We start from the raw sequence: 26,819 nt of genomic DNA, 5'->3' as shown, positions 1-26,819 counted from the left end.
AAACCCGGCAGCAGCCGGGTTCTTTTTGCTTTTAAAAGGGTTTGTTGGAAGATTCTTGACTAAGTTCTTGAATGGTTTGTTGGTATGCAGTAAGCTGTTCTTTCTCTGCTGATGTCGATTGATGGAAAGCAGCAGATAAATTATTTTTGGCTACTTCGATTTGCTGCTGGAGACCTTGTTGACCGCTTGATGCAAGCTGCTCAGCGTTTTCAACTGCTTCTCTAGCAAGTTGAAAGTATCGGTTGCCCATTTACTCACCACCCGATAGACGTTCTTGTTCTACCTTTTTACGTTCCTGACTGCTCATGCTCGTCAGATCACGCTGGTCGTCATGTGCAACCGCTCGATCTGCTCCTGCTCTTGCCATTCTTTGCTTTTGTTTGCTGTTCTTACCCAAAAGAAATCCCTCCCTTTGTCACTAGGATGAGTCCTTTTTGTAGTAATTATGCAGTCATCACCTGCGTGATTTCTTGATATAGAGCATAAAAAAAGACAGCTTTTATAAAAGCTGTCCTGTACGGTGTGAAGATAAGTTGAGACGTTCTTCTAGATAGACCGCGATTCCGTCTTCTTCATTTGTTACGGTGATTTCATTCGCAATATTTTTAAGTGAATCGATTGCATTGCCCATGGCAACACCTGTCCCGGCATATTCGATCATCTCAAAATCGTTATCTTCATCACCGAATGCGATAACGCGCTCTTGAGGGACATTGAAGTGTTCGGCAAGTCGCTTTAGGCCAACCGCTTTGTTAAGTCCTATGCGTACGATTTCGATCACGTTCCACGGTGCTCCCCAAACACGATGCTCAATTGCTTCTGCATGATGAGTGTGTAACGTTTCTCTAAGCTGTGTGAGCTGCTCATCGTGAGGCAGAATCAGAAGAGACGTTGGATCATGATTTAAATTCTTAAGAATCTCTCCAGTAACGATGGAGGACTCATTCATTATCATATTTTGAATGATTTGATCATCATGCTGATGAAGATATACATCGTCGATTACTTCTGCCATAATATTTTTCACCTTTATTTCATTGCAAGAAGAAACGATCGAATGCGCAGTCTTGAGATCAAGCGGTGTGTGATACGTACCGAATGATGAATCGAGCGGGTGATGAACAAATGCACCATTAAAGTTAATCATCGGGCTATCGAGTGAAAGCTCATCGTAATAGCGGGCGCTAGCTCGATACGGTCTTCCCGTTGCGATGGCAACGTGATGTCCCTGGTTTCGTGCTTCGCGGATCGCCGCTTTTGAGCGTTCAGAAATGTTTTTCTCTCCGTTTAACAACGTTCCATCAAGATCAATGGCGATAAGATGCGGTTTTGTTGTCATAGAAGCTCCTTTGAAAAGTGTCGTTAGTTTAAGCCTTTCTGGCTATACTGAATATTGTACATCGCTCCAAAACAAGTGTCTAACTATATTACAAAATTTACAATAAATTAAAAAGAAGGGTATGCCTGTTTGAGAATAGAATTACGAGGGTAAACCATTACTAACATTTTATTGGAGGTGCAGTCGATTATGACGAAAAAACAAACGTTACTTCTTTCAAGTATTGCAGCAGCTAGTACAATCGGCATTTCTTCTTACTTATTGAAAGATAAGGAGAAGAGAGCAAAGTTGAAAACGAAAGCCAAAGATATTCGCCATCAAGTATCCAAAAAATTCAGTGATGGTCTTCCTGTTGAAAAAGCAGGAAATCCAACGCCTCCAGATAAAGCATACGATAGTGGAGATAGCAAGATGGTTTATGAAGGGTCCCAGTTTCCTACGCAGTACTACAACAAACTTGAAAACATGAAATCGGTAGAAGAGAGCAACGAAAAGCAACTCAATAAATAAGATTGAACATGCAGGCAAATGCCTGCGTGTTTTTTTTTGAAAATGGAGCAAAAAATTTACTAATACTTTCCTTGAATGGTAGGATTAATAGAGATGAACGATAAAGGGGCTATGTACATGATTACGATACAAAATGAGTTGATGGAAAATATCCCAGTGTTACATATAGTCGATGCGAAACTCTCTAAAGAAAAGCTGCCGCTCGTGATGTTTCAGCACGGTTTTACAAGTGCAAAGGAACACAATCTCCACATTGCATACTTGTTAGCTGAGGAAGGGTTCAGGGTCGTACTTCCTGATGCTGTCCATCACGGAGAACGTGAAAAAAACCTCTCAGAAGAAAAGAGGCAGTATGTATTTTGGGATATTGTTATTCAGAGTTTGAATGAACTCGATTACATAAGGCAGCATCTCATTAGCCGAAACCTCGTACAAGAAGAGAGAATCGGTATGTCAGGTACATCCATGGGAGGAATCCTTACCTTTGGTGCTTTGACACAGTACTCCTGGATTAAAGCAGCTGTTTCATTGATGGGGTCACCTTCTTATTTTAAGTTAGCAAATGCACAGATTCATTATTTGAAAGAAGAAGGGTTCAGTCTCCCGATTTCTGAAGAAGAGATGAAGAGACAGATCGAAGGACTGCAAGAATATGACCTTTCTCTAAAAGAAGAAACATTGCGTGGTCGCCCGCTATTGATGTGGCATAGTACAGTGGACAAAGTAGTGCCTTACACCCTTACGTATGATTTCTATCATCAAATTAAAACGCATTACGAGGGCAACGAGCAAAACTTAAAGTTTGTAAAAGATGAAACTTCTGGTCATAAAGTTTCGCGCGAAGCTGTGCTCGAATTAGTGGAGTGGTTTAAAACTCATTTGTAGCAATAAGTGCTTTTCGGTTTAAGTTAAAACTCAGTTTGTTATAATAGTATGTGGATGACGTATGAAAGGAGAATGAAGATGGCAGATCAAGCAACGAAAGATAAATTGCTCGAAGCTCTTGAGAACGTAATCGACCCTGAGCTTGGAATTGATATTGTAAATCTAGGTCTCGTCTACGATGTAGATTTAGATGAAGAAGGCAATGCGCACGTTACGATGACGTTGACTGCAATGGGATGCCCACTAGCAGGTACGATTGTCAACGACGTAAAACGTTGTCTTTCAGATGTTGAAGAAGTGAATGACGCAGAGGTTGATATCGTGTGGAATCCACCTTGGACAAAAGACAAAATGTCCCGTTATGCTAAGATTGCACTTGGCATTACGTGATAACATGAAGAAGGAAGAGGGCTCACCCTCTTCCTTTATTTATTCAGTTCTTTCTACAACGACTTCATCGCTGACCATCGTCCACATCGCCGGATCCTCCATGCCGAGTCTCCAAAGCGCTACTCCTTGAATGCCGAGTTGGTCTGCGAGATTAATCTTCGCCCTGATGCTTTCTTCGTTTTCAAACCACACCTCATGCTTATTCCCTTCATCGTCCGTATATGTGAAGTAAGGCGTTTTACGCTCCTCATCAAACTTTAATTCTGCATTATATTTCTTCTTTAATTTCATTGCCATATCATACGTTACATAAGTGCTTTTATCTTTATCAAGATTAAAGTCAAATCCAAATACAGAAACTGCAGCCACGAGTTTTTCAGGAGGAATTCTCGTTTTGGCATACTTCATCACTTTATCCATCCATCCTGCAGTTACCGCAGGTCCAGCAGGACTTCCTGGCCATCCGAATTCGTTATAGAGCATAACGATAAATTGGTCAACAGCACTTCCGATCTCCGCATAATCGAACGGGTCAGAGAATGGATTTGCAGGTTCGTCAGATGCGCGTGAAGGTACGCTCGCTGAGAAGAAGTAGCCTTTCTTATTCATCTCCTCTCCGATCGTTTTATAAAGAAGTGAAAGCTTTTCTGAGTCTTCGATGTACACATCTTCAATATCGATGTCAACACCATCAAAGTTATATTTTTCCACAAGCTTTACGAGATTTAGCGCAAAAGCTCTTCTATTTTCTTCGCTTGCAACGAGCTTCTGAACCACTTTTTTACTCGGTTCAGTATCTCCCTTTTTATATAGAAGATTATGAACGACGGGCATGATCTTAATGTTTTGCTCATGAGCGAGCTGCACGAGTTTAGCGATTTCTTTATCTGTGAACTTACCAAACTTTTCTATCTTCGTTGGGTTTTCCTGACTGATTCGAAACAGAAACAGCGCGAGTTGAGATAGGGAAGGACGATGAGACACAAACGATTTATAAGAAGAAGGAAGCTGAGGACCTTCTTCAAGTGTATAATAGCCTATGATACGAGAGACTGGCTTATCATCGCCATACACTTTAAACTCAACGACACCATCAGAAATCCAACCTTCCGTCCCATCATAAAGCTCAACTTTGTACCACTTGTCACGAATCCCGTTAACAGCAAGTCTTGCGCCAGAACGCATTTGAGTAATGACGTTATACCCTTTCCCAGGTCCCGTTCTTACATTTGCACGATCAGTTCGTGTAACAACTTCGGTATACATAGGAATCTTCAACTTTTGGCCAATGGTCAATGAATCCGCTTCAAGGTTATTTAATGTAAGGAGACTTTTCACCGTCGTATTGTATTCGTTCGCAATCTGGTAGAGGCTATCTCCAGCTTTCACCGTATAATCCAATCGGTATGAGCGGCTGCGTCCTTCAGGAATGTCAAGCTGCTGACCAACATAAATAATATTGGTTCGTAGCTGGTTTTCTTGCTTGATTTCGTCGACAGGGACGCTGAATCGATCGGCGATTGTTAAAAGTGTGTCTCCTCTTTGGACTTCATACGGCGTAGAATCTGTAGGAATCCGGAGCATCTGTCCGACGTAAATGATGTTCGAAGGAAGTCCGTTACGTTCTTTAATTTCACTCACGGGCCGATTATGAGAATCAGCAATCGACAACAACGTATCGCCGGGCTTAACCATATAGTGGCTCTCAGGCATATTCATCACTCCTTTCCATTCACATATAAGTAGCATCACTATCACTCTATTCAGTTCGATGGGCAATCATTCAACGTTTATTCCAATGGATGGATGAGTTCTTTGTTACAATGAAATCAATTGATAATAAAGGAGTGGAGATCAAGATGGTTGAAAGAAGAAAACCACTACCAGTACAAGATGCCATAGAAAAAGTCATGGCTTTATCTTACGAAAGTCAAATTGAGACGGTCCCCCTTTCTGAGAGTGACGCAAGGCATCTAGGTGTTGATTTAAAGGCAGATCATGATGTGCCTCCGTTCGATCGCTCTCCCTACGATGGTTTTGCCATTCGAGCTGAGGATACCAATGAAGCGAGTCAGGAAAATCCTGTTCGATTAAAAGTGGTCGAAGAGATCGGTGCAGGAACAGTTGCGAAGAAAACTCTTAATCGTGGTGAAGCAATTCGAATCATGACGGGTGCACCGATACCGAACGGTGCTACAGCAGTGATCATGTTCGAACTCGTTCGTGAAGATGCCCCGTACATTTACATAAAGCGAAACGTTAACAAAGGCGATAACATATCTAAACAAGGTGAAGATGCATCGAAGGGAGAAGTACTTTTAGAACGTGGAACAGTCATATCTCCTGGTGTTAAAGCACTACTCGCTACGTTCGGTTATGCAGACGTACCGGTAGTAAAAAAGCCTGAAGTAGGGATTTATGCAACGGGTACTGAGCTCCTTGATCCGAATGAAGCATTACAGCCTGGAAAAATCAGAAACAGCAACGCCCCGATGGTCGAAGGACAGATCAAAGTTGCAGGCGGGCTACCAACATATTATGGGGTGCTAGCAGATGACTTTGAGAAATGTTTCTCTTCCGTGAAGAGAGTTCTTGAAGAAGTTGATATTCTTATAACAACAGGCGGAGTATCTGTAGGGGACTATGATTATTTACCGGCTATCTATGAGAAGTTAGGAGCGACGGTTCTCTTTAATAAAGTAGGCATGAGACCCGGCAGCGTAACGACGGTTGCCGAGTGGAACGGGAAAATTTTATTCGGACTATCTGGAAATCCTTCAGCTTGTTTCGTTGGATTCGAACTGTTCGTAAGACCGATTCTTAAGCGAGCACTTCTGTCGAATACACCATACCGTCTAAGAAGCAAAGCAGTGCTACAAAAGGATTTCCCTAAACCGAACCCTTTTACAAGGTTTGTTCGCAGTAAAACAGAAGAAGTAGAAGGAACCGTCCATGTGAAACCAACCGGTTTAGATAAATCCGGTAGCGTCACATCGCTTGCTGAAGCAAACGCGCTTACCGTTCTCCCTGGTGGGACACGAGGGTTTAAAGCAGGAGATGTAGTCGAAATCCTCCATCTTCGTGAGGGAGGATCCAGCCATTCATGAGTGCTGCGATTCTACAAGTCGTTGGGTACCAAAACAGTGGTAAAACGCTTTTTATTGAAACCTTCATTAAAGAAGCAAAGAACCGAGGGCTAAAGATAGGCGTCATCAAACACCACGGTCATGGAAAGCCGGACGTATATGATCGTAAAAAGGACACCGGCCGACACCGACATGCAGGAGCAGTTGTAACAGGTGTAAGTGGAGATGGGCTTTTGTCGATCAATGCTATGAACGAAAAGGAGTGGGAGCTTGAAAAAATCATATCCCTTTATTCTTCTTTTGAGCTCGACCTCATTATGATCGAAGGATACAAACGCCATCACTTTCCACGCGTCGTGATGCTAAGAGACCATCGTGATGATGGATTGCTCGTTGGTTCTATGATAAAAGCTATTGTCACACAGGGGTCGCAATTACCTAACACTCAAAGCTATCACGTGCAAGATATCAATAAATGCATCGATCATTTACTAGAGGAGTTACAAAATGGAGTATTATAAAATCACATCTCAAGAAATCGACGTTAATGAAGTTGTTTCAAGCGTCATTCACCCTGAGTCAGGTGCTGTGAATACGTTTATTGGAACTGTTCGTGAGTTTACTGGTCAAAAACAGACTGTCTCCTTACAATATGAAGCTTATCCATCTATGGCAGAGAAGCAGCTTTGTAGAATAGGGAGTGAAATTTCTGATCGATGGCCTGGTGTAAAAACATCGATCGTCCACCGAACAGGTAAGCTTGCGATTAGCGATATAGCCGTCGTCATCGCCGTCGCTTCTCCACATAGAGCAGAAAGTTATGAAGCGAGTCGGTATGCGATTGAGCGTATAAAAGAAATCGTACCTATTTGGAAGAAAGAATACTGGGTTGATGGGGAAGAGTGGATCGGTGATCAACTCGAACAAACCTCTTATCCAAACGGTCGACCAGAGGAGGAACGGCATGATTAAGGTATTGTTTTTTGCAGATCAACGAGAAAAAGTGGGAAAAGATCAATTGGAGTTTGATGGTGAAGGGATGAACATCCACGCTGTTAAGACCTATTTAGAGGAGAAATACCCTGCTTTAGCACTTGACCGTACAATGACAGCGGTCAACGAGGAATATGAAGAAGAAGAGAACCGTTTAATGGAGAAGAATGACGTAATCGCATTTATTCCTCCAGTTAGCGGAGGATAATAAAAAAACACCCGAACTGGGTGTTTTGAGTGTAGTGAAAGTCTACATGTTACGATGAAAATAGTTAGTCATTACCGTTCGTACTAACGTTAACAACGAAAGGTCATAAACCCCATATTTCTAAACCATTGGGGCGGAAAGTTCGTTTTGGACTAATTCTTATCAAGTAGGAGAGACGATCGCGGACTCCTGCGGTAGAACGGGCGGCCGAGACCGGGGTGTGGGTTTCACCTCGGGCTTGGACGTTCGTCCGCGGAAAGCATGCGATCGTCATCGACTACGGCATAGCGAGAACCGAATAAAGATATAGGTTTCTCGATAGCTGAACACCCTAAATGGGTGTTTTTGTTTTAGAAAATAAGTACAAGTGCACCTGCAATAAAACAGTAGATCGCAAAATAAATGAGGTTTCCTCTTGCCATGATATTCATGAACCATTTTAAGGAGAAATAAGAAGCGATTAAGGAAAGCAGGAAAGCGACGATATACGGGATGAGCAGATCATCTAAACGTAGACGCTGGTCGGCTAGAATGTCACCGATACCAAAGACCATCGTTCCTACACTAACCGGAATGAACAACAAAAATGAGAAACGTAATGCAGTCTCTTGCTTCATCCCAACACCCATTGCGGCAACGATCGTTGCTCCAGAGCGGCTGATTCCAGGAATAAGTGCGATTGCTTGAGCGAAACCAACGATGAGTGCATCCTTTAAGTTAAGATCTTGATCTCCTTTTCCTCCACGAAGGTTTCTAATTAACCAGAGCGCAACACCTGTGATCAAGAGAGTGACGCCAACCGTTTTGTAATGACTTAAGTTTTCACCGATCAGGTCCCCAAACAGAATTCCGAGTACAGCAGCAGGAATCGTACCGATGACCAAGTACACGATGAACATAAAGTCGTCTTTCGCGGCTTTGTTCTTTGACGTCATGTAACTCAAGCCATTCGTCGTTAACCTTATAAGGTCACGTCGGTAAATGATCAGTACTGCGATGAGAGAAGCGAAGTTCATAAGAACCTCAAAGCTTAACCCCTTTGTTTCTAAGTTGAAATATTCTTTTGCAATAACTAAGTGACCGCTCGAAGAGATTGGAATCGGTTCCGTGAAACCTTGAAGCAGTCCAAGTAATGCGTACTTTAGAAGTACCCACAATTCCATGATTTCTTTCCTCCAATAATTAAACGTCTATCTGACACATGTATCCATTAAACACCAGGCTTTCCAGTTTTGTAAAGACCTTGTTTCTACATAAAAAACTATTCGGTGTTGAATGCTGTTAAAGGGGGCGGTGTGAATAAGAGGAAGGAGGCTGTCAGATGGGTGGAGAAAATCGTCAATATACGCCAGGGCAAAAAGCTCCGAACAATGGGGTATATATTGAAATAGGTGAGACCGGAACGATGGTAAAAGACCCTAAACAGATTGAACTCAAAGCTGGTGAGGCTTTCCCTCAATGTTCGAATCAAAATCGTAAGTGGGCACGTGAGCCAAAACCACACCACTAAAAAAACAAGCGCCAGGCAGGCGCTTGTTTCTATTGTTCAGCTGAATCAGTGATGAGTCCATCACCTAAAACGATCGAAGCTGCTGAGATGATAAGCCCAAAGATAATTGCAGCCGCAAAATTGAATTGGCCGCCCTGCATGGATGCAAGTACGTAGAAGATCATGTTGCTAAGCAGGAATCCCCAAATAATTGCCCAGATATAGCGCACAGTATTTCACCCCATTTGTAAACGTATTCTACCGAACATCATACCATAAAGACAGGCTTTCGACACCTATCAATTTTAACGATTCATGACATAAATAATCCATGAAAGATAGGTTGCAAAGCTCGTCCATAAGAAATACGGAACGAGTAGCCAGCCTGCAAGCTTGTTCTGTCTACCGGCAAGAAAAATCAGAGCTAGGGATGTTAATGCTAAAAAAAATGCATCGAGAAATGATGTGAACAGCTGATGCTGTTGAAATTGAAAAAAGCTGAACGCTTGGTTCAATAAATAGTTTATCGATAAGAGGGAAAGGTATTCACTATTTGGTCTTCCAAACCCGTTCGTCTGATAAACGATAGCAACGGAAAGGGAGATAAGACCGAATAATACTGCCCATATTCCACCGATCAATGCTCCGTTTGGTGTCCATTCAGGTTTCGCAAGACTGGTGTACCAATCTGCGTCGTAAGGAAACAGAAACCCTGAAAGGCTAAATAATCCATATGTAGAAAAAAATACTATTACTGTTGATTTTTTCATATTATCACCACCACAAACCTTTTACCCTTTTTGTTGTAATAATAAGCTCTATCATGAATCGATTCGGGGTGGCATACGATGTTGTAAGGGGGCATCGTTTGAAAATAGTGGTTCACTCCATAGAAAAAGACTATAAAATAGGCACATCTCCCTTTCTTCTAAGCTTATCCTGCATAGTGTATACAGAAAGATGTAAAAGGGCGAGGGGAGAGTATGTGTATTCGTAAACGAGTCTATCGATTAGACGGGGAGTGGACGATCGTTCTTGTCCCTGAAAAGCCTAACGGATTCGGCGTGTTCATTTTCGGAGACGTCTCACATTTTGTTGATGCCGATACAAGTTTTTGGCTTCAAAACTATACAAGAGCGAGTATCGTTGAAGAACTCCTGAATGCAGGCTATACCGTTTATACGAGCAATTTATATCGGCGCCACTGGGGTTCAGATAAAGCTGTTAGATTAGCAGAGCGGATTTATAAGCTCGTTCATAAACAGGAAATTTTGAATGGGAAAATTCATATTTTAGCTGAAGGAATGGGAGTGCTTGCAGCAAACGCCTTTCAACATAATAAAAGCAGCCGTATTCGTTCAGCTGCTTACTTGAATCCGTGTTTAAATGTGAAAGATCTCATTTTGCAAGAACAGAAGCACAAATTGTTTTATAAACGATTGATAAAAGAAATCGGTCTTGCATATGGAGTCGAGCGTGAAGATGTATTAGAAACTCTAGATGGGAAAGAAATTGCGATCGCTCGTTGTCCAGTTAAGATATGGCATCATTCCATCAAAAGTCCCTACTCGCTCGAACAGATCAGAAAGTATGAGCAGTTGCAAGAAACTGCTGGCTCTCCAATACAACTAACATTGTTAAGTGATAGTTATCAATCATTGGGTAGAAAGATCGTTCAGTTTTTTCAGTCGGAAGAAAGTAGTCTTTAACCTTACCGTTTTAATGAAGTGATCATCATCGCAGGATGGTAGTTGTACAGAATGAGGTCCTTCAAGATGTCAGCCGCCACCATATTATAAACGGTTCCATTGCCTCCGTATCCTAGCATGAAATACACGCCCTTGTATTTTGGGTGTTGTCCAATAAATGGCAAACCATCTTTACTAGAGGCAAAGACGGAGCTCCATTCATAGGCGATCGAAGTCGGGATGTTTGGAAACATCGAATGAAGCTTATCTAGCAACTTCGTACTAGTCGTTTCGAGCATATCCTCCTTATTGAATGAGGTATCGAGACCTCCAATCAGAATTCTTCTGTCTGCTGTGGTGCGTAAGTAGTAGTAAGGACGATTGGTTTCCCATATTAAAGAACGATTGTGCCAACCATCAAAGCTTTCAATAGGTTCAGTCGCAATTGTATAAGTGCGCTCAAGTAGAGCGCCTTTTGTTTTTGCAAACTCTTGAGTTGCATAACCTGTTGCATAGATAACGTGTTTCGCTTTGACCTGTCCATATTCTGTCTCAAAATAAAGCTCGTTGTCAGTAAATCTATGTGATAACACTTCCGTGTGTTCGTAAAGATCAACACCTAGATCATGTGAATGGGCTGCAAGAGCATGAGCAAATTTATACGGGTTGACCTCCACTTCATTTTTCGTATAGATGCCACATGGAGCACGAAAGGAATATAGACTCTCAATCGCTCGTTGATCTAAAAAATCCGCAGCAAATCCGTGTTTTTGTAACGCTTCGAACTCATTTTTAAGTTTTTTAGCATGTCGATCAGAACTCGCATAGTAAAGGCTGTCCACCCGATTGAAATCTGCAGGCGATGGTAAGTAGGAATGGTACTTATCGAGTTCATCAAGGGCCTTTAAGCAAAGTTTATAAAAATAAACGGCTTTTTCTTCTCCGATGGAGTCGATAAGGTCAACAAGAAACTCATCATTCGAAAATTGCAATAAACCTGTGTTAGCAGCAGTACTACCAGAGCCGATTTCATCTTTTTCAAGTAACACTGTCTTCAATTGATAGTCTGAAAGCATGCGAGCCATGATGGTACCCGCAATACCGCCACCGATGATCAACACATCACATGAGATAGAAGATTTTAGCTTAGGAAAGAGTGTTTTATGCTGTTGTAATGTTGGCCAAAATGGTTTCCCATTGTGAAGGTCCATAGTCCATTTTCCTTCCGTTTTAAGTTGGTTTTCTTAGACTGCGTTCTGATTGTGTCAATTATTCAGGTTTGGAGGATGAGGAATATGAAGAAAGTGCTTATTACCGGTGCACTTGGATTCATTGGGTTTCACTTGAGCGAATTACTGTTAGATGAAGGAATTGAAGTTGTGGCAGTCGATGGAAAGGTCGACGACAGTCGTAAAGTTGAATACAGCGAGAAAGAGCTTTTTTTCGCTAGAAACGCAAACTATACGTTTGTAGACGAACGAATCGACGACGCTTCGCTCGATTCGTTAGTGAGTGAATGCGATGCGGTATTTCATCTGAGTGTTCCTTCTAATATTGAAGGGCAGCGATCTGCTCGAGTTCTTGAAGAAGGTACGTTGATAACAAAAAAACTGCTCTCTGCGTGTTCTGGAAAGCGGCTGATCTACACGTCTTCGTTTGAAGTATTCGGGAGACGCTATGGGAGGATTACAGAACGCACACCTTTGAATCCGTCTACTGTAATAGGAAAGTTAAAGGCAGCTGAAGAAGTCGTCCTTGATTGCTCTGATGAAACCACGATCGTAAAGAAGATACGATTGCCTCTTGTATATGGCCCTTGGCAACGTGATCGTCATGTTTTCCAACATTATTTGCAAACCGGAGCACTGACGAACTCGTTTTTGTTAGAAGGAGAAAGGTTTCATTTTGACGCCCTTTATGTAAAAGACGTATGTGAAGCCCTAGTGAAAGCAGCTGAGAGGAAGGAACGCTCTGAAACATTTAATCTGTCTAGTGGAAGAGAAGGAGAATGGCAAAAAGGAGTCGAATGGTTAATAGGAGATAAAGTGGATGTACGTAAAGGGTCAGTATTAACCTGTACTGTGTCGAATAAGGAAAGTGTCAAGAAGCTCTCGTTCACTAAACTTACCCCGATTGAAAAAGGGCTAGAAGAGCAGCGCAATCACTTTATGAAATTACAGCAGCTTTATCCTGATTATTATTCACAGCAGCTTGAATGAGTAGGAAGGGGCGATCGATATGTTGGAAAAAACGCTAGGAAATTATGATGTTCATGATTCTTCACACGGTATGAAGGCTCTGAAAGAAACGAGAGAGAAATTGCTTTATATGGTTAGTAAAATTGAAGATCAAGAGCTTCATTACCATTATTCAAAGTTCCCAACAGTGGCTGGCTACCTGCTTCACATTGCACAGATCGAACTATGGTGGGTTAAGAATGCTCTGATGGGTGAGGAAGTAACAAAGGATGAGAAGGAACGGTTTTACTTTAAAGAAGAACAGGTGATTACAGCACCAGAGAATAAGGAGCTATCCTGGTTTCTAGCAAGACTCGCAGAAGTGAGAGAGATGAGCCGTAAATTTTATAACAATTTATCGGATGTCGATTACCGGAAGCCTGGTCCTCCGGTTGAAATAAACGGTGAGGTCCATGCTTATTCTCCCGAATGGGTGATCAGCCACCTCATCGATCACGAAGCCTACCATAGAGGACAGGCTGCAATGGTACTTAAGATGGTTTCGGGGCAGCGAGAACAATGGGAGCATTTCAATACACCCTATTTGTCGTTATAATAGAAACGAGCCTAATGAGGCGAAAGAATAATAGGGGTGAATGTATTGGAACAAAACATGAGATTTATGCAGATTGCAATGAAGTATTTTCCAGAGGCGAAGCAGTCTCTTAGCGAACAAGATATCGAGTTAGATCTAGAAAAGATGCAACCGCTGCTCGAACTATTCTTAAAAGCGATGGAAGATGCATACGAGCTAGGAAAGCAGGACGCACAGGAATAAGGGAGAGAGCGAAATGACCAAGAAATCGTACTGGATCTGGTTCATCCCGCTGATTGGACTATTATTGGGGATCTTAATAGGAAGTTTTGGTCTTATGGTCATTTCCGGTGTCCTTTTAGTCGTTACGGTGGGAAGCTTGCTGTTGTACTCTAAATAACATGAAAAGACGTGATGATTCACGTCTTTTCCATTATTTAATAAATAAATTCATGAGAGAACCCATCTGTTTTACCATCGGACTAACTTGTTTGAAGGTGTTCATCACCTGGTTGGCAGAATTAATCATCTTAGGCATATCATAATTTCCATTAGGTTTCTTATACTTATTTAAAAATCCTCCAGGCCCTCCAGGATATCCAGGGTAAGGCGGTGCTCCAGGGAAGCCGGGGTGTCCATGATAACCGGGTGGCCCTTGATATCCAAATTGACTATGGTAACCAGGTTGACTAGGATATGGCGAGCTTCCGGGATACCCAGAAAAATGTTGAGGGGCAGGAGATTGCTGGGAATAGTATGGTTGGTATCCTGGAGCCATAGGTTGTTGAAACGACTGGTAGGGAGCTTGCTGTTGAGGGTAGTACTGATGTTGATACGGCTGTTGATACGGATTATACATCCATAGACCTCCTTCACTCATTCGTTATGATTATTTTATGTAGCAACTCATGATTGGTGTTGAAACGGTCGAGCAATAGTGTAGACAAATCGGTGAGTTTCAATTAAAATTAGTACCAGCTACTAAAGATTGGTGGTAATCCAGGTTAGAAAATTTCCTATAAAGGAGCAATTAATATGAATGCAGGTTTAATGGGTATTGGCCATTATGTACCAGAACGTATTTTAACGAACCATGATCTAGAAAAGATGGTGGACACATCAGACGAATGGATTCGCACGAGAACAGGAATCGAAGAGCGAAGAATTGCTGATGATAATACGAGTACATCCGATATGGCTTATGAAGCATCTATTAAAGCTCTAGAAGATGCAAATATAAAAGCTGAAGATCTCGATCTTATTCTAGTCGCTACTGTAACACCAGATTTTCCATTCCCTTCTGTAGGCTGCCTCCTGCAAGATAAGCTAGGAGCAACGAAAGCTGCAGCGATGGATGTGAGTGCTGCGTGTGCAGGATTTATGTATGGTATGATTACAGCGTCTCAATTTATTAATAATGACACATATAAGAATATCTTAGTTGTAGGTGTAGAAAAGCTTTCGAAAATCACGAACTGGGAAGACCGTAATACGGCTGTCCTATTCGGTGATGGTGCAGGAGCTGCCGTAATCGGTCCTGTTTCTGAAGGAAGAGGGATTCTATCCTTTGAATTAGGTTCAGATGGTTCAGGTTCAAAGTACTTATATCAAGAACCACAAGGATTTATGGAGATGAACGGAAGAGAAGTATTTAAGTTTGCTGTAAGGCAAATGGGACAATCTGCAGTTAACGTCATTGACAAAGCAGGTCTCACAAAAGCAGACGTCGATTACCTCATTCCGCACCAGGCAAACATCAGAATCATGGAAGCTGCTCGTCAGAAGCTTGAATTACCAGAGGAAAACATGGCGACGACGGTGAAGAAATATGGAAACACGTCTTCTTCAACAATTCCGATCGCACTTTCTGAAGCGATTCAAGAAGGTCGTGTAAAAGATGATGATATCGTCGTTCTCGTTGGATTCGGCGGAGGATTGACCTGGGGTGCTGTAGCACTTAAATTAGGTAAGTAAGTGAACTTGTAGTTTTGGAAAAGGAGAGTTGTTTGAAATGAATAGAAGAGTTGTAATAACTGGTTTAGGAACGATTTCACCTTTAGGAAATTCTGTTTCAGAAACGTGGACTAACGTTTTAAACGGTGTATCTGGTGTGAACCCTCTACAACGTTTAGACGTGAATGAATTTCCTGCGAAAGTTTCAGCAGAAGCACTTGAATTCGATCCAGAACAGTTCATGGACAGAAAAGAAGCAAGAAAGATGGACCGTTTTACACAGTTTGCTGTAGCTGCTTCTCAAATGGCAGTTGAAGATGCAAACTTTAAGATCACTGACGATAATGCTGAACGTGTTGGCGTTTGGATCGGTTCAGGAATCGGTGGAATGGAGACATACGAGTCTCAGTTCCGTACGTTCATGAGTAAAGGTGCACGTCGCGTCAGCCCATTCTTTGTTCCGATGATGATTCCTGATATGGCATCAGGACAAGTATCGATCATGCTTGGCGCTAAAGGCATCAATTCATGTACTGTGACAGCATGTGCCTCCGGAACGAACTCCATCGGAGATGCGTTTAAAGTCATTCAGCGTGGTGATGCAGATGTCATGATCACGGGTGGATCTGAAGCACCGATCACGAACATGAGCGTTGCAGGTTTCAGTTCGATGAAGGCTTTATCAACGAACCCAGATCCTAGCTCAGCAAGCAGACCTTTCGATGCGAACCGTAACGGCTTCGTTATCGGAGAAGGTGCCGGAATTCTCGTAATCGAAAGTCTAGAATCTGCTGAAGCTCGTGGTGCAAAAATCTACGGTGAAATCGTTGGATACGGTTCTACTGGAGATGCTTATCACGTCACACAACCTGCACCAGAAGGTGAAGGCGGTGCTAGATCGATGAAGCAAGCGATAGAAGATGCCGGCTTAAAGCCAGAAGACATCGACTACATCAACGCACACGGTACAAGTACGGAATATAACGATAAGTATGAAACAGCAGCGATCAAATCGGTGTTTGGAGATCATGCTTACAAGCTAGCAGTAAGCTCTACGAAGTCTATGACGGGCCACTTATTAGGAGCTGCTGGTGCAGTAGAAAGTATTTTCTGTGCGAAGGCAATTGAAGAAGGCGTCCTGCCTCCAACAATCAATTATGAAACACCAGATCCAGACTGTGATCTCGATTATGTGCCGAATAAAGCGCGCAAATCAGATGTACAAGCGATCTTAAATAACTCCCTTGGATTCGGTGGACACAATGCAACATTGATCTTCAAGAAATTTGTAAAATAAACAAGATACCTCCGGGAAACCGGGGGTATTTCTTTGTCATAAAACTCTTTTCTTAAGAATATGCTCATCATGGAATATTTTGACTTACTCCTGACTATACTGATTTTACAAACAGTAGCGAAGTGAGGGGTAACCGAATGTTATATTTGCGAGATGTGTGGGTGAATTGGTTTGAAGGTGAAGAAAACGGATATAACGTTTGTGATTTTCACGAATGGAGAAAAGACGACTTTATTGAGTTATTAGATCAAGTCCCAGTCATTAGAGTAGAATCACTTTTATATCACTACATCGAGAACGACCTAGCAGAGCTTCCTGAAAGTCTACTTAGTGACGTATTTCAGAAGAGCTACATTCGTAAAAATAACGAGCGATCTCCATTAGAATATTGTTTTCTTGCAACTGACGGAAGAGGCGTAATCATCATTGACACGCTTGGATATAAAATCCCGATTCGAAAAAGCAGAGTCATTCCAAGACAAGAAAAAGCCGTCTACGAAATGGTAGCGGACGTAGAAGCAACGATCTATCCGTTTACAGCAGATAACCCAGTGAAAGAGCATCACATTCTATCACCAGGTCCTGATGTCATGAGAGGCTTGACCAGGAAAGAACGTCAGCTTAAGCAGCTTTTATTCATGGCACTCGATCAGCTCTACACAACTGGAAATTCAGCAGAAATCAGATACTGGTTAACAGAATGCCAGCCAAAGAAATACATGGCGATTCAACATATGGAAATGGACGAGGCCTGGGAAGGGCTTTATCGTGAAGTAAAAGCAGGCTGGTCCCCTAAGCATGAACAGATCTGCGAACGAATCATCAAAGGCCAACCCTATTTTGAAAAGATATGGGAGCTTGAGAAGGGTACTCATGTGAATTAAGAAGAAGGCTGCCAGGGAGGCAGTCTTTTTTGTGTTTCGATATGCTGAGGTGGTTGCGTAGATGTGAGTCTTCTGTTAGACAATAAAATGAGATTTTGGATAATAAACTAGCTATTTTGGACAATAAAATAAGAATTTAGCTAATAAAAGTGAATTTTGGATAATAAAATAGCCCTCTCCGGGTATTGGAGAGGGCTGTTTCAGTTGCTAGATGATGGATATCCGCGAAAAGGTTCTAGATATCCGCGGAAATTTTAATTTATCCGCGAAATTGTACTACTTATCCGCGAAAATGAGAATATATCTGCGAAAAGGAATTCTGAGCGGCTTACTTCCGCCTTTCTTGTCTAGCAGCGGTGGCCAGGCTCTCGAGTCGCTTACCATTACGATTGAACACAAAAAGCGTGTTCATTCGTAATGGTTCCAGCGCTTGTCGAGCCTACCCGGCCACCTCCGCCTTTCTTGTCTAGCTGCAGCTCGCAGAAACTCTGATATTTCACCATTTCAACCGAACACAAAAAGCGTGTTCAATTGAAATGCTTCCAATATCGCCGTTTCTAAACGCTCATCTTCGCCTTTCATGTCTAGCTGCGGTGGCCAGGCTCTCGAGTTGCTTCAGAAGTATAGTTGAACACAAAGAGCGTGTTCATCTATACTTCTTCCAGCGCTTGTCGAGCCTACCCGGCCACCTACGCCTTTCATGTCTACCTCTTTCTTCTTTCCAGTCCCATCGCTCTTTCCGCTTTTGCTAGCATTTTATTTGCTTTGCGGTTTGCTTTTTCAGCTCCGAGGTCGAGGATGTTATCCAGTTCTTCTGAGCTGATCAAGTCGTTGTAGCGTTCTTGGATCGGACGTAGTGTTTCGGCGACGACTTCACCAAGTTCTGCTTTGAAATCTCCGTATCCTTTACCTTCATACATTGTTTCAATTTCTTCGATCGATTTTCCAGAACATAGGGAGTAGATGGTCAGCAAGTTCGAAATGGCTGGTTTATTTTCTTTATCGAATCGAACGACACCATCAGAATCACTCACAGCGCGCTTGATTTTCTTAATGATTGTATTCGGTTCATCCAACATAGAGATGAATGCATTCTTATTTTCGTCAGATTTGCTCATCTTTCTCGTTGGGTCTTGAAGAGACATGATCCGTGCGCCAACTTTTGGAATGCGTGGTTCTGGCATTGCAAAGATATCGTTATATTTGCGGTTAAATCGTTCAGCGAGATTTCGTGTGAGCTCGATATGCTGCTTTTGATCGTCCCCAACCGGTACGATCTCTGTTCCATAAAGCAAAATGTCAGCAGCCATAAGTGGAGGATACGTGAGTAGACCTGCACTAACTGCATCTTTTCCAGACGATTTATCTTTAAATTGCGTCATTCTCTCTAGTTCTCCTATATAAGAGACGCATTGTAACATCCAGCCTAACTGCGCGTGCGCTGGCACTTCAGATTGAATGAACAAGGTAGATTTTTCTGGATCGATTCCAGATGCTAGGTAGAGAGCTGCCAAGCTTTTCGTGTTTGTTTTTAAAGCTTTCTTTTCCTGTGGTACTGTAATCGCATGCTGGTTAACGACACAAAAGTAACATTCGTTATCTTCTTGCAACTCTGTGAAATGCTTCATTGCTCCAAGATAGTTTCCAATTGTTAATGTTCCACTCGGTTGTATACCTGAAAAAATAACGCTCATTGTTTTCCCTCCAAAAAAGTTCTTTATCGATAGAATACAAAAAAGGCCCATTCATCCCTTATTGCTAGGGACGAATGGACCGTGGTGCCACCCTGCTTATCCATATTAATGGATCACTTGTTGGTTTAATCATTAAACCTGGTGATAACGTGAATGCTCACGCCTTTACCTACTGAACCATTCAGTAAAGGTGCTCGAAAGTCCATTCCAAACAGTGTGATGCCTGTTTACACCATCCACAGGCTCTCTATATATCACGGCTGAATGTACTACTCTTTGTCATAGCGGTTTTCCGTATCCTATTCGTACAATAAGTATATCTTAACGATACCTACTCATGCAACAATTCAACTACTTGTGATAATCACAGCGATAATAATGGTGATGATCATCCAAAAACCACCTGCAATCAATATCGGGTACGTGATGGGATTATCATATTCTAGCTTATATGAAATCTCTGAATTGTCCTCTTCAATCATTTGATGTTTCGTTGTTGTTCTTAAAAACCTCTTGAAGGAATAAACAATGCCATCAAAAAATCCAGTTTGTATGACATGAAGTGCAGCACCGATCAATAGCATCGCGAGAGATATCATAAATAAAATATCAGATGCACCCTGGAAAGAAAACCCATCATCGGATAGGATAGAAGTGATGACTGCAGCGAGTAAAGCAATTACGATTAATACTACAGTACGTTTTAATAGTGATTTCATTGGAACCCCCGTCTTTGTTTGTCATTCATAAGTATAAAAAATGTAAACGATAAGAACAATAACTTATAGTTAATTACACAAAAGTAATTTGTTAGAAAATTATGTTTCATGCATAGGTTATTCACTTTAAAGCACTACATACTTTTAGATACATGGCACTAGTTAGATTTTCATGCAGAAGCATGCAAAAGTACAAATATATACCCAAAACCCCCAATTACATACTAGGCCTTTTGGACTATCTTTTGTTATGCAAACGTAATGCTGACGCGGTTTTTGTAAATTCTCGTTAAAATTACATATGCAAAATAGTTAGAAAACTTGTATAATACGAGTTGTGGGAAGGAACGAGTCAAATTTTTAGATAATTTGATGAATTTCGTTTCACAAGAAAATGGCTTTTATAGCTACATAATTTAAGGGAGGTCACACAGCATGAAGAAATCAAGATGGACTCTTGTCCTATCTCTTGTGCTAGTTTTGAGCATGTTCCTTTCCGCTTGCGGCGGTGGCGGCTCAAACGAAGGTAATGGAAATGCTGGAGGAGACGACAGCGGATCTGAATCAGCTAAACAAGAGCTGAATCTAACTGATAGTGCAGAAATTCCTTCAATGGACACTACTCAGGCAACAGATACAACTTCATTCAAAGCAATGAACCAAGTTTTTGAAGGCCTATACCGCCTAGACAAAAACAATGAACCAACACTTGGTGTTGCGGCTGATGAGCCAGAAGTAGAAGAAAAAGACGGTGAAACTGTTTATACTTTTACACTTCGCGAAGATGCAAAATGGTCTGACGGTTCTCAAGTAACTGCAGAAGACTTCATCTACGCTTGGCACAAAGCTCTACACCCAGACACTCTTTCTCCTTACGCTTCCATGTTTGGAACTGCAGGAATCAAGAACGGTAACGCTATCGTTACTGAAGGCGATCCTATGTACGGTAAGGTTGAAGAACTAGGTGCTAAAGCTGTTGACGAAAAAACTCTTGAAATCACAGTTGAAAGCAAGACTCCTTACTTCAAGTCTCTTTTAACATTCGCAACATTCTATCCACAACCTAAAGGTTTTGCTGAAGAGCAAGGCGACAAGTACGCTCTTGAAGCAGACACTATGCTTTACAACGGACCATTCGTATTCTCTGAGTGGAACCACGGTGAAGGCTGGAACTACAAGAAGAACACTGAATACTGGGATGCAGATGTTGTAAGTCTTGAAAACATCTCTGTAAAAGTAGTACAAGACGTTGCTACTGCAGTAAACCTTTATGAAACTGGAAAGATTGACCGCGCTGGTCTTAGCTCTGACTTCGTAGATCAGTTCCAAGATAGAGAAGATTTCTCTACTATCCTTGAGCCAACAATGTTCTTCCTTCGTATGAACCAGGAGAACGAAGCTCTTGCTAACAAAAACGTACGTAAAGCACTATTCCTTGCATATGACCGTGAAGGACTTGTAAACGTTCTTCTTAACAACGGTTCAATTGCTGCTAAATACTTCGTACCTTCAGACTTTGTAAGCGGACCAAATGGCGACGACTTCCGTGATCACGCTCCGGATGGTTTCCACGCTGACATGGGTGAAGAAGAAGCGAAAGAAGCTTGGAAAACTGGACTTGAAGAGCTTGGTATGGATTCTGTAGAACTTGAATTCTTAACAACTGACTCTGAGCTTGCTTCTAAGATTGCAGAATATGCAAAAGAGCAGTATGAGTCTAAGCTTGACGGACTTACTCTTACAATCAACAAGCAGCCATGGAAGCAATTCCTTGAGCTTGAAGATAGCGGAGACTTTGATATCTCAACTGGTGGTTGGGGTCCTGACTATCCAGATCCAATGACATTCCTTTACATGTTTGAAACTGACGGTGCTTACAACCGTATGGCTTACTCAAGCGAGAAGTATGATGAGCTAGTTTCAAACGCTAAAACTGAAACTGACGCTGCTAAGCGTTGGGAAATGATGCAAGAAGCTGAAACTGTACTAATGGAAGAGGACGTTGCGATCGTTCCTACTTACCAACGTGGTCTTGCAATCCTTCAACAGGATTACGTTAAGAACTACTATGTACACCCATTCGGTGCTGACGCATCTTACAAGTGGATTAAGATTGAAAAATAATTAAAGCTTTTCAGGAGAGTATATGTCATCCTGACATATACTCTCTTTTTACCTGTATTAAAAAAAATGTCGAATGATAGCTAAATTATCAGAAAGATAAAAATAATATCTGGTTATTCACTGTTTTTCGACTTATAATTAAAAAGCAGGTATTTCTCGAGGAGGTTGGTTGTAGTGGGACGTTATATCGGTGGAAGGGTAGTTTCAATGATCATTACCTTTCTAATTATTGCTTCACTAACGTTTTTCCTAATGAAGCTTCTCCCTGGTACACCTTTTAATAACCAGGAAAAGCTAAGTGATGCACAAATCGTACAGCTTAATGAAAAATATGGACTTAATGACCCTGTAGCAGTTCAGTACTTTACTTACATGACAAACTTATTCAAAGGTGATCTTGGTGTCTCCTTCCAGCAGGACGGCCGTCAAGTATCTACTATCATTGGTGAACGTATTGGGCCATCAGCATACTTAGGATTCCAGTCGTTAGTTGTTGGTACAATTATTGGATTATTCCTAGGCATAATCGCAGCACTAAGACATAATTCATTCTTAGATTATGGAACAATGGTTATAGCAGTACTCGGTATCTCAATACCAAGCTTTGTTATCGCTGGCCTTATGCAGTATTGGTTAGGTGTTAAATGGCAGCTTCTACCAGTAGCATACTGGGATGGCTTCGCATATACCATCATGCCAACAATTGCGATTGCTTCAATTGTTGTTGCGACGATCGCTCGTTTCATGAGAACAGAGATGCTAGAGGTTCTTGGGCAAGATTATATCGTAACAGCGAAAGCAAAGGGCTTGAGCAGTACAGCGGTTGTTATTAGACATACAATCCGTAATGCTTCAATACCTATCATTACAATTATGGGACCACTGGTTGTAGGTCTAATGACAGGTACTCTCGTTATTGAGAAGATTTTTGTTATTCCTGGTCTCGGTGAGAAATTTGTTAACTCAATTTTGACAAATGATTTCCCAATTATCATGGGAACGACATTGTTCTTTAGTTTGTTATTTATCCTTGTTATCTTGTTGGTTGACATCTTATATGGAATTGTTGACCCTCGAATTCGTTTAGCGGGAGGGAAAGAGTAATGAGTATGAAACAAGAAAAACTACACGACCTTACAGATGACATGTTTCAGCCCGCTAATATCGATGATTCTGAGAATGAATTGATTGCCGGTGAGAGTACTGGCTTTTGGAAAGATGCTTGGAGACGTTTGAAGAAAAACCCAGGTGCAATCATTGGGTTGGTAATTATCTTTGTAATCACTTTCTTGGCTATCTTTGGGCCCTATATGAACGAACATGACTATCGTACGCAGGAGCTAACTAGAGCAAAGTTGCCTGCTAAAGTACCCGTGTTAGAAAATGTAGGGTTCCTTGGATTAAATGGAGTCGATATTCGTGGCGTTGATCAATATGAAGCGAAAGGCTATGAGAATGAATATTTCTGGTTCGGTACGGATGAATTCGGTCGTGACCAGTGGACTCGTGTTTGGCAAGGTACACGTATTTCACTATTCATTGCTGCAGCGGCAGCATTCATTGACTTTGTAATTGGGGTTGCTTACGGAGGTATCTCAGCATACTACGGTGGACGAGTAGATAACGTTCTACAGCGTATCATCGAGGTGCTTGTAGGAATTCCAAACTTGATTTTGATCATCTTAGCGATTCTAATATTTGAGCCTGGCATATTCTCGATCATCGTTGCCCTATCGATAACAGGGTGGGTCGGAATGTCGCGTATCGTTCGTGGACAGGTTCTAAAGTTAAAAACACAAGAATTCGTTCTAGCTTCACGTACTCTTGGAGCGACAAGTGGTCGTGTTATCGGTAAGCACTTGATTCCAAACGTACTTGGTCAGATTATCATCACGACGATGTTTACGATCCCTGGAGCAATATTCTTTGAAGCATTCTTAAGCTTTATCGGTCTAGGTATCAGACCACCAGAAGCTTCACTAGGTTCAATCATTAACAACGGTTTCTCAAGCCTACAGATTTATCCTCACTTAGTGTTATGGCCATCGATCATCATTTCATTGATCATGATTGCCTTTAACCTTGTAGGTGATGGGCTTCGAGATGCATTTGATCCAAAGCTACGTAAATAGGGGGGATTATGATGGAAAGAATTCTAGACGTAAATGATCTGCATGTCTCCTTTGATACGTTTGCTGGAGAAGTTAAAGCAGTTCGAGGAGTAAACTTCCATTTAAATAAAGGTGAAACATTAGCAATTGTAGGAGAATCAGGCTCTGGTAAGTCCGTAACATCAAAAGCCGTAATGCGTTTGATTCCTGATCCTCCTGGACGAATTAAGCAAGGTGAAATTAAATTCGGTGACCGTGACCTTTCTAAGCTTTCTGAGAGGGAAATGCAAAAGATCCGCGGTTCAGAAATTTCGATGATCTTCCAGGATCCGATGACATCTCTTAATCCTACGATGACAGTAGGTAAGCAGATCATGGAAGGTTTGATCAAGCACCAAAACATGAACAAATCTGAAGCAAAGGAACGTGCGATTGAGTTACTGAAACTAGTAGGTATCCCAGATGCCGAGGGTCGAGTAACACAGTACCCTCACCAATTCTCTGGTGGTATGCGTCAGCGTGTTGTTATCGCAATCGCACTTGCTTGTAACCCAAGAGTTCTTATTGCCGATGAGCCTACTACGGCACTTGATGTAACGATTCAAGCTCAAATTCTTGAGCTTTTGAAAGATCTTCAAGAAAAGATGGGAACTTCTATCATCTTTATCACTCACGATCTAGGCGTTGTAGCAAACATCGCTGATCGCGTAGCAGTTATGTATGCTGGTAAAATCGTTGAGACAGGTACAGTAGATGAGATCTTCTACAACCCTCAACATCCATATACATGGGGTCTTCTTGGTTCAATGCCAAGTCTAGAAGCTACTGAAGAGGACTTGATCGCAATTCCTGGGTCTCCTCCAGACTTACTAGATCCACCGAAAGGAGACGCATTCGCTCCTCGTAACCCATACGCGATGAAAATCGATACTGAGATGGAGCCACCTCTTTTCAAAGTATCTGATACTCATTACGCAGCAACGTGGTTGTTGCACGAAAAAGCACCAAAAGTAGAACCGCCAGCAGCGATTAAGAAACGCCTACGCGGCATGGCTCCAGACGAGCCGATCATTGCCACGAAAGATGGTGAAAGAAATGTCTAACCAAGAAAAACTACTCGAAATTAAAAACCTAAAACAGCATTTCAAAGTGGGTAAGAGTACTGTGAAAGCTGTTGATGGATTAACATTTGATATTAAAAAAGGTGAAACGTTCGGCCTTGTTGGAGAGTCTGGTTGTGGTAAATCAACAACAGGTCGTACGATCATCCGTCTATATGATGCAACTGACGGCGAAGTTATCTTTAAAGGGGAAGACGTTCACGGCAAAAAGTCTGCTAAAGATCTGAAGAAATTCAATCGTAAGATGCAGATGATCTTCCAAGATCCGTACGCGTCACTTAACCCAAGAATGACAGTAGCTGATATCATTGCAGAAGGAATCGATATTCATAACCTAGCAGAATCAAAGCAAGCTAGAATGGATAAAGTACATGAGCTGCTTGAAACGGTAGGTCTTAACAAAGAGCACGCTAACCGTTACCCTCACGAATTTAGTGGTGGACAAAGACAGCGTATCGGTATCGCTCGCGCACTAGCCGTAGATCCTGAATTTATCATTGCCGATGAGCCGATTTCAGCTCTTGACGTTTCGATTCAGGCACAGGTTGTTAACTTGATGAAAAAGCTTCAGCGTGAAAAAGGCTTAACATACCTTTTCATCGCACACGATCTTTCCATGGTTAAATACATTAGTGATCGTATCGGTGTAATGTATCGTGGACAAATCGTTGAGTTGGCAGAGAGTGAAGAGCTTTATCGTAATCCTCTTCATTCTTATACGCAATCGCTTCTATCTGCGATTCCACTACCGGATCCTGAGTATGAGCGTTCAAGACAGCGTATGGTGTACGATCCAGAGAAGAATTTGCCTGAGAACGGCGAAGAAAGAATTCTTCGTGAGGTATCAGATGGCCACTGGGTTGCTTGTACGGAAGAAGAGTACAACAAACTAAAGAAAACCGTAACGGTATAATTAGAAAAAGGCTGCATTTCATTTGAAATGCAGCCTTTTATTTTTTGTTTTTAATCTTGTATTTTACAATGTAGATTAGATAAATCGCAATTGTTACGAAAAGGATTGCTTGAATAAAAAGGGATAAGTTCAATGAAGTAGAATAGTCTATTAAAATCGCTGTTATGAGTATTAGTGTAGAGCCTAGCAGTATGAGTCTTATTGCCATGGTTTAAAACTCCTTATGTAAAAGATAAAAGGGGGATGAAGATGATTTTTTATTCGTATAATCCCGAGTTCGATAAAGAGTCATTACAATCATTAAGAAGTCATAATCAAGAAGCGTGTTCAGGTGAACCATCTAATGATTCGATTATTTATATCCTCGAAGCAAACGATGCCCCTGTTGGTTATATTTGGATTGAAATAAAGGATGATCAAGCTGAGCTTTTTGAATTTTACTTTAATGGTCATCATGAAAAGAAGTGGGCACTATACGATTTCGTTGTTCGCACATCAAAAAAACAAGGAAAGACAAGTTTAATTATGAAGCTTCCTAGTGGAGAAAGACAAGAAGAATTTATGATGAAGTGGGGAGGGAAGGTGATGGAAAGGAAGAAAGAAGAGAGCATTGTGAAGATTCCTTTCCAAATTAATACATGAG

At 41.7% G+C, this 26,819-nt stretch carries 34 protein-coding genes and 1 other annotated feature; of the genes, 22 read left to right on the top strand and 12 right to left on the bottom strand.

Going from position 1 to position 26,819, the window contains the following annotated elements; translation table 11 throughout:
- Positions 1-31: 31 nt before the first annotated feature.
- The 3 genes from ACXAEY_RS12980 to ACXAEY_RS12970 form a co-directional block, all read right to left on the bottom strand.
- Positions 32-250 (bottom strand): DUF3813 domain-containing protein, encoded by a 219-nt coding sequence (locus tag ACXAEY_RS12980; protein WP_270181608.1) that lies wholly within the window; start codon positions 248-250, stop codon positions 32-34.
- Positions 251-397: a hypothetical protein gene (locus ACXAEY_RS12975; RefSeq protein WP_474812402.1), complete on the bottom strand. Its 147-nt coding sequence runs from the start codon at positions 395-397 to the stop codon at positions 251-253.
- A gap of 102 nt (positions 398-499) precedes the next feature.
- A complete protein-coding gene (locus tag ACXAEY_RS12970) occupies positions 500-1,339 on the bottom strand; it encodes a Cof-type HAD-IIB family hydrolase (RefSeq protein WP_474812400.1) in 840 nt (279 codons plus the stop codon).
- A gap of 189 nt (positions 1,340-1,528) precedes the next feature.
- Between ACXAEY_RS12970 and ACXAEY_RS12965 the strand changes: the two genes are divergently transcribed.
- The 3 genes from ACXAEY_RS12965 (at position 1,529) to ACXAEY_RS12955 (ending at position 3,124) form a co-directional block, all read left to right on the top strand.
- On the top strand, positions 1,529-1,849 hold the full coding sequence (locus tag ACXAEY_RS12965; protein WP_270181611.1) for a hypothetical protein: 321 nt from the start codon (positions 1,529-1,531) through the stop codon (positions 1,847-1,849).
- 117 nt (positions 1,850-1,966) lie between these two features.
- Positions 1,967-2,734, top strand: coding sequence for an alpha/beta fold hydrolase (locus ACXAEY_RS12960; RefSeq protein ID WP_474814823.1), 768 nt, complete (start codon positions 1,967-1,969; stop codon positions 2,732-2,734).
- Between the two features lie 78 nt (positions 2,735-2,812).
- Positions 2,813-3,124 (top strand): metal-sulfur cluster assembly factor, encoded by a 312-nt coding sequence (locus ACXAEY_RS12955; RefSeq protein WP_270181612.1) that lies wholly within the window; start codon positions 2,813-2,815, stop codon positions 3,122-3,124.
- A gap of 39 nt (positions 3,125-3,163) precedes the next feature.
- Here the strand turns inward: ACXAEY_RS12955 and ACXAEY_RS12950 are convergent, their stop codons facing one another.
- On the bottom strand, positions 3,164-4,837 hold the full coding sequence (locus ACXAEY_RS12950) for a LysM peptidoglycan-binding domain-containing protein (RefSeq protein WP_474812398.1): 1,674 nt from the start codon (positions 4,835-4,837) through the stop codon (positions 3,164-3,166).
- Between the two features lie 146 nt (positions 4,838-4,983).
- Here ACXAEY_RS12950 and ACXAEY_RS12945 point away from each other — a divergent pair, with 146 nt between their 5' ends.
- Genes ACXAEY_RS12945 through moaD form a run of 4 tightly spaced genes read left to right on the top strand, consistent with a single transcriptional unit; the run spans position 4,984 to position 7,411 of the window.
- Positions 4,984-6,231, top strand: coding sequence for a molybdopterin molybdotransferase MoeA (locus tag ACXAEY_RS12945; protein ID WP_474814820.1), 1,248 nt, complete (start codon positions 4,984-4,986; stop codon positions 6,229-6,231).
- Positions 6,228-6,731 (top strand): molybdopterin-guanine dinucleotide biosynthesis protein B, encoded by a 504-nt coding sequence (gene mobB / locus ACXAEY_RS12940; protein ID WP_474812396.1) that lies wholly within the window; start codon positions 6,228-6,230, stop codon positions 6,729-6,731. The genes ACXAEY_RS12945 and mobB overlap by 4 nt, the downstream gene beginning before the upstream one ends.
- Complete coding sequence (locus ACXAEY_RS12935; protein ID WP_270181615.1) at positions 6,718-7,182, top strand: molybdenum cofactor biosynthesis protein MoaE; 465 nt, start codon at positions 6,718-6,720, stop codon at positions 7,180-7,182. Before mobB ends, ACXAEY_RS12935 begins: the two co-directional genes overlap by 14 nt.
- A complete protein-coding gene (gene moaD, locus ACXAEY_RS12930; protein ID WP_474812394.1) occupies positions 7,175-7,411 on the top strand; it encodes a molybdopterin converting factor subunit 1 in 237 nt (78 codons plus the stop codon). The genes ACXAEY_RS12935 and moaD overlap by 8 nt, the downstream gene beginning before the upstream one ends.
- A gap of 350 nt (positions 7,412-7,761) precedes the next feature.
- Here moaD and ACXAEY_RS12925 read toward each other — a convergent pair whose 3' ends face one another.
- Positions 7,762-8,574: an undecaprenyl-diphosphate phosphatase gene (locus ACXAEY_RS12925; RefSeq protein WP_270181617.1), complete on the bottom strand. Its 813-nt coding sequence runs from the start codon at positions 8,572-8,574 to the stop codon at positions 7,762-7,764.
- 158 nt (positions 8,575-8,732) lie between these two features.
- Here ACXAEY_RS12925 and ACXAEY_RS12920 point away from each other — a divergent pair, with 158 nt between their 5' ends.
- On the top strand, positions 8,733-8,921 hold the full coding sequence (locus ACXAEY_RS12920; protein WP_270181618.1) for a YjzC family protein: 189 nt from the start codon (positions 8,733-8,735) through the stop codon (positions 8,919-8,921).
- Between the two features lie 29 nt (positions 8,922-8,950).
- On the opposite strand, the gene ACXAEY_RS12915 is transcribed toward ACXAEY_RS12920, so the two are convergent.
- Entirely contained in the window at positions 8,951-9,130 is a 180-nt protein-coding gene (locus ACXAEY_RS12915) for a YjzD family protein (protein WP_270181619.1), read from the bottom strand.
- Between the two features lie 75 nt (positions 9,131-9,205).
- Positions 9,206-9,670, bottom strand: coding sequence for a TspO/MBR family protein (locus ACXAEY_RS12910; RefSeq protein ID WP_474812391.1), 465 nt, complete (start codon positions 9,668-9,670; stop codon positions 9,206-9,208).
- Positions 9,671-9,883: 213 nt separating this feature from the next.
- Here ACXAEY_RS12910 and ACXAEY_RS12905 point away from each other — a divergent pair, with 213 nt between their 5' ends.
- Positions 9,884-10,609, top strand: a complete 726-nt coding sequence (locus ACXAEY_RS12905) for a hypothetical protein (RefSeq protein WP_474812388.1) — start codon at positions 9,884-9,886, stop codon at positions 10,607-10,609.
- Positions 10,610-10,611: 2 nt separating this feature from the next.
- On the opposite strand, the gene ACXAEY_RS12900 is transcribed toward ACXAEY_RS12905, so the two are convergent.
- Entirely contained in the window at positions 10,612-11,799 is a 1,188-nt protein-coding gene (locus ACXAEY_RS12900) for an NAD(P)/FAD-dependent oxidoreductase (RefSeq protein ID WP_474812387.1), read from the bottom strand.
- Between the two features lie 84 nt (positions 11,800-11,883).
- On the opposite strand from ACXAEY_RS12900, the gene ACXAEY_RS12895 reads away from it, so the two are divergent.
- The 4 genes from ACXAEY_RS12895 to ACXAEY_RS12880 are packed head-to-tail and all read left to right on the top strand — an operon-like array spanning position 11,884 to position 13,760.
- Positions 11,884-12,807 (top strand): NAD-dependent epimerase/dehydratase family protein, encoded by a 924-nt coding sequence (locus ACXAEY_RS12895; RefSeq protein ID WP_474812385.1) that lies wholly within the window; start codon positions 11,884-11,886, stop codon positions 12,805-12,807.
- Positions 12,808-12,826: 19 nt separating this feature from the next.
- The gene (locus ACXAEY_RS12890; RefSeq protein ID WP_270181624.1) at positions 12,827-13,381 is read left to right on the top strand and encodes a DinB family protein; all 555 of its coding nucleotides are present in this window, start codon (positions 12,827-12,829) and stop codon (positions 13,379-13,381) included.
- A 57-nt stretch (positions 13,382-13,438) separates the two neighbouring features.
- Positions 13,439-13,603: a ComZ family protein gene (locus tag ACXAEY_RS12885; RefSeq protein ID WP_270182044.1), complete on the top strand. Its 165-nt coding sequence runs from the start codon at positions 13,439-13,441 to the stop codon at positions 13,601-13,603.
- Between the two features lie 13 nt (positions 13,604-13,616).
- Complete coding sequence (locus tag ACXAEY_RS12880) at positions 13,617-13,760, top strand: hypothetical protein (RefSeq protein WP_270181625.1); 144 nt, start codon at positions 13,617-13,619, stop codon at positions 13,758-13,760.
- 33 nt (positions 13,761-13,793) lie between these two features.
- Here the strand turns inward: ACXAEY_RS12880 and ACXAEY_RS12875 are convergent, their stop codons facing one another.
- Positions 13,794-14,219 carry a YppG family protein gene (locus tag ACXAEY_RS12875; protein ID WP_270181626.1) on the bottom strand — a complete coding sequence of 142 codons (426 nt, stop codon included), beginning with the start codon at positions 14,217-14,219 and terminating at the stop codon, positions 13,794-13,796.
- Positions 14,220-14,395: 176 nt separating this feature from the next.
- Between ACXAEY_RS12875 and ACXAEY_RS12870 the strand changes: the two genes are divergently transcribed.
- From ACXAEY_RS12870 to ACXAEY_RS12860, 3 genes are all read left to right on the top strand, one after another.
- Positions 14,396-15,334, top strand: coding sequence for a beta-ketoacyl-ACP synthase III (locus ACXAEY_RS12870; protein ID WP_270181627.1), 939 nt, complete (start codon positions 14,396-14,398; stop codon positions 15,332-15,334).
- 37 nt (positions 15,335-15,371) lie between these two features.
- Positions 15,372-16,610 (top strand): beta-ketoacyl-ACP synthase II, encoded by a 1,239-nt coding sequence (gene fabF, locus ACXAEY_RS12865; RefSeq protein ID WP_474812382.1) that lies wholly within the window; start codon positions 15,372-15,374, stop codon positions 16,608-16,610.
- Positions 16,611-16,747: 137 nt separating this feature from the next.
- Entirely contained in the window at positions 16,748-17,494 is a 747-nt protein-coding gene (locus ACXAEY_RS12860; RefSeq protein ID WP_474812381.1) for a DUF3603 family protein, read from the top strand.
- 704 nt (positions 17,495-18,198) lie between these two features.
- Here the strand turns inward: ACXAEY_RS12860 and trpS are convergent.
- Together trpS and ACXAEY_RS12850 are read right to left on the bottom strand one after the other, a co-directional pair.
- A complete protein-coding gene (gene trpS / locus ACXAEY_RS12855; RefSeq protein WP_474812379.1) occupies positions 18,199-19,188 on the bottom strand; it encodes a tryptophan--tRNA ligase in 990 nt (329 codons plus the stop codon).
- Positions 19,189-19,251: 63 nt separating this feature from the next.
- Positions 19,252-19,480 (bottom strand) — a binding site (T-box leader).
- A gap of 55 nt (positions 19,481-19,535) precedes the next feature.
- The gene (locus tag ACXAEY_RS12850) at positions 19,536-19,907 is read right to left on the bottom strand and encodes a DUF3899 domain-containing protein (protein WP_474812377.1); all 372 of its coding nucleotides are present in this window, start codon (positions 19,905-19,907) and stop codon (positions 19,536-19,538) included.
- A gap of 435 nt (positions 19,908-20,342) precedes the next feature.
- Here ACXAEY_RS12850 and ACXAEY_RS12845 point away from each other — a divergent pair, with 435 nt between their 5' ends.
- The 5 genes from ACXAEY_RS12845 (at position 20,343) to ACXAEY_RS12825 (ending at position 26,176) form a co-directional block, all read left to right on the top strand.
- Positions 20,343-22,031: a peptide ABC transporter substrate-binding protein gene (locus ACXAEY_RS12845; protein ID WP_474812375.1), complete on the top strand. Its 1,689-nt coding sequence runs from the start codon at positions 20,343-20,345 to the stop codon at positions 22,029-22,031.
- Positions 22,032-22,205: 174 nt separating this feature from the next.
- Positions 22,206-23,135 (top strand): oligopeptide ABC transporter permease, encoded by a 930-nt coding sequence (opp3b, locus tag ACXAEY_RS12840; RefSeq protein WP_474812373.1) that lies wholly within the window; start codon positions 22,206-22,208, stop codon positions 23,133-23,135.
- A 5-nt stretch (positions 23,136-23,140) separates the two neighbouring features.
- Complete coding sequence (gene opp3C, locus ACXAEY_RS12835; RefSeq protein ID WP_474814817.1) at positions 23,141-24,163, top strand: oligopeptide ABC transporter permease; 1,023 nt, start codon at positions 23,141-23,143, stop codon at positions 24,161-24,163.
- Positions 24,164-24,174: 11 nt separating this feature from the next.
- Positions 24,175-25,245 (top strand): ABC transporter ATP-binding protein, encoded by a 1,071-nt coding sequence (locus ACXAEY_RS12830; RefSeq protein ID WP_474812371.1) that lies wholly within the window; start codon positions 24,175-24,177, stop codon positions 25,243-25,245.
- Positions 25,238-26,176, top strand: a complete 939-nt coding sequence (locus ACXAEY_RS12825; protein WP_270181634.1) for an ABC transporter ATP-binding protein — start codon at positions 25,238-25,240, stop codon at positions 26,174-26,176. Before ACXAEY_RS12830 ends, ACXAEY_RS12825 begins: the two co-directional genes overlap by 8 nt.
- A 37-nt stretch (positions 26,177-26,213) precedes the next feature.
- On the opposite strand, the gene ACXAEY_RS12820 is transcribed toward ACXAEY_RS12825, so the two are convergent.
- Positions 26,214-26,384, bottom strand: a complete 171-nt coding sequence (locus tag ACXAEY_RS12820; protein ID WP_474812369.1) for a hypothetical protein — start codon at positions 26,382-26,384, stop codon at positions 26,214-26,216.
- 41 nt (positions 26,385-26,425) lie between these two features.
- Between ACXAEY_RS12820 and ACXAEY_RS12815 the strand changes: the two genes are divergently transcribed.
- Positions 26,426-26,818, top strand: coding sequence for a hypothetical protein (locus tag ACXAEY_RS12815; RefSeq protein WP_474812368.1), 393 nt, complete (start codon positions 26,426-26,428; stop codon positions 26,816-26,818).
- Position 26,819 lies beyond the last annotated feature (1 nt).

It is taken from the genome of Anaerobacillus sp. ABA4_114, from assembly GCF_056159065.1.
This window is presented reverse-complemented; position numbering and strand designations above follow the sequence as displayed.

Excerpts from the sequence above, each read along its gene's own strand:
- ACXAEY_RS12925 (WP_270181617.1), bottom strand. The coding sequence starts at position 8,574 with ATGGAATTGTGGGTACTTCTAAAGTACGCATTACTTGGACTGCTTCAA.
- ACXAEY_RS12895 (WP_474812385.1), top strand. The coding sequence starts at position 11,884 with ATGAAGAAAGTGCTTATTACCGGTGCACTTGGATTCATTGGGTTTCAC.
- trpS (WP_474812379.1), bottom strand. The coding sequence starts at position 19,188 with ATGAGCGTTATTTTTTCAGGTATACAACCGAGTGGAACATTAACAATT.
- ACXAEY_RS12850 (WP_474812377.1), bottom strand. The coding sequence starts at position 19,907 with ATGAAATCACTATTAAAACGTACTGTAGTATTAATCGTAATTGCTTTA.
- moaD (WP_474812394.1), top strand. The coding sequence starts at position 7,175 with ATGATTAAGGTATTGTTTTTTGCAGATCAACGAGAAAAAGTGGGAAAA.
- ACXAEY_RS12845 (WP_474812375.1), top strand. The coding sequence starts at position 20,343 with ATGAAGAAATCAAGATGGACTCTTGTCCTATCTCTTGTGCTAGTTTTG.
- ACXAEY_RS12820 (WP_474812369.1), bottom strand. The coding sequence starts at position 26,384 with ATGGCAATAAGACTCATACTGCTAGGCTCTACACTAATACTCATAACA.
- ACXAEY_RS12970 (WP_474812400.1), bottom strand. The coding sequence starts at position 1,339 with ATGACAACAAAACCGCATCTTATCGCCATTGATCTTGATGGAACGTTG.
- ACXAEY_RS12945 (WP_474814820.1), top strand. The coding sequence starts at position 4,984 with ATGGTTGAAAGAAGAAAACCACTACCAGTACAAGATGCCATAGAAAAA.
- ACXAEY_RS12905 (WP_474812388.1), top strand. The coding sequence starts at position 9,884 with ATGTGTATTCGTAAACGAGTCTATCGATTAGACGGGGAGTGGACGATC.
- ACXAEY_RS12875 (WP_270181626.1), bottom strand. The coding sequence starts at position 14,219 with ATGTATAATCCGTATCAACAGCCGTATCAACATCAGTACTACCCTCAA.
- ACXAEY_RS12980 (WP_270181608.1), bottom strand. The coding sequence starts at position 250 with ATGGGCAACCGATACTTTCAACTTGCTAGAGAAGCAGTTGAAAACGCT.
- ACXAEY_RS12885 (WP_270182044.1), top strand. The coding sequence starts at position 13,439 with ATGAGATTTATGCAGATTGCAATGAAGTATTTTCCAGAGGCGAAGCAG.
- ACXAEY_RS12965 (WP_270181611.1), top strand. The coding sequence starts at position 1,529 with ATGACGAAAAAACAAACGTTACTTCTTTCAAGTATTGCAGCAGCTAGT.
- ACXAEY_RS12910 (WP_474812391.1), bottom strand. The coding sequence starts at position 9,670 with ATGAAAAAATCAACAGTAATAGTATTTTTTTCTACATATGGATTATTT.
- ACXAEY_RS12880 (WP_270181625.1), top strand. The coding sequence starts at position 13,617 with ATGACCAAGAAATCGTACTGGATCTGGTTCATCCCGCTGATTGGACTA.
- opp3C (WP_474814817.1), top strand. The coding sequence starts at position 23,141 with ATGAAACAAGAAAAACTACACGACCTTACAGATGACATGTTTCAGCCC.
- ACXAEY_RS12830 (WP_474812371.1), top strand. The coding sequence starts at position 24,175 with ATGGAAAGAATTCTAGACGTAAATGATCTGCATGTCTCCTTTGATACG.
- ACXAEY_RS12920 (WP_270181618.1), top strand. The coding sequence starts at position 8,733 with ATGGGTGGAGAAAATCGTCAATATACGCCAGGGCAAAAAGCTCCGAAC.
- ACXAEY_RS12815 (WP_474812368.1), top strand. The coding sequence starts at position 26,426 with ATGATTTTTTATTCGTATAATCCCGAGTTCGATAAAGAGTCATTACAA.
- ACXAEY_RS12950 (WP_474812398.1), bottom strand. The coding sequence starts at position 4,837 with ATGCCTGAGAGCCACTATATGGTTAAGCCCGGCGATACGTTGTTGTCG.
- ACXAEY_RS12935 (WP_270181615.1), top strand. The coding sequence starts at position 6,718 with ATGGAGTATTATAAAATCACATCTCAAGAAATCGACGTTAATGAAGTT.
- fabF (WP_474812382.1), top strand. The coding sequence starts at position 15,372 with ATGAATAGAAGAGTTGTAATAACTGGTTTAGGAACGATTTCACCTTTA.
- ACXAEY_RS12825 (WP_270181634.1), top strand. The coding sequence starts at position 25,238 with ATGTCTAACCAAGAAAAACTACTCGAAATTAAAAACCTAAAACAGCAT.
- ACXAEY_RS12955 (WP_270181612.1), top strand. The coding sequence starts at position 2,813 with ATGGCAGATCAAGCAACGAAAGATAAATTGCTCGAAGCTCTTGAGAAC.
- ACXAEY_RS12890 (WP_270181624.1), top strand. The coding sequence starts at position 12,827 with ATGTTGGAAAAAACGCTAGGAAATTATGATGTTCATGATTCTTCACAC.
- mobB (WP_474812396.1), top strand. The coding sequence starts at position 6,228 with ATGAGTGCTGCGATTCTACAAGTCGTTGGGTACCAAAACAGTGGTAAA.
- ACXAEY_RS12900 (WP_474812387.1), bottom strand. The coding sequence starts at position 11,799 with ATGGACCTTCACAATGGGAAACCATTTTGGCCAACATTACAACAGCAT.
- ACXAEY_RS12960 (WP_474814823.1), top strand. The coding sequence starts at position 1,967 with ATGATTACGATACAAAATGAGTTGATGGAAAATATCCCAGTGTTACAT.
- ACXAEY_RS12860 (WP_474812381.1), top strand. The coding sequence starts at position 16,748 with ATGTTATATTTGCGAGATGTGTGGGTGAATTGGTTTGAAGGTGAAGAA.
- ACXAEY_RS12870 (WP_270181627.1), top strand. The coding sequence starts at position 14,396 with ATGAATGCAGGTTTAATGGGTATTGGCCATTATGTACCAGAACGTATT.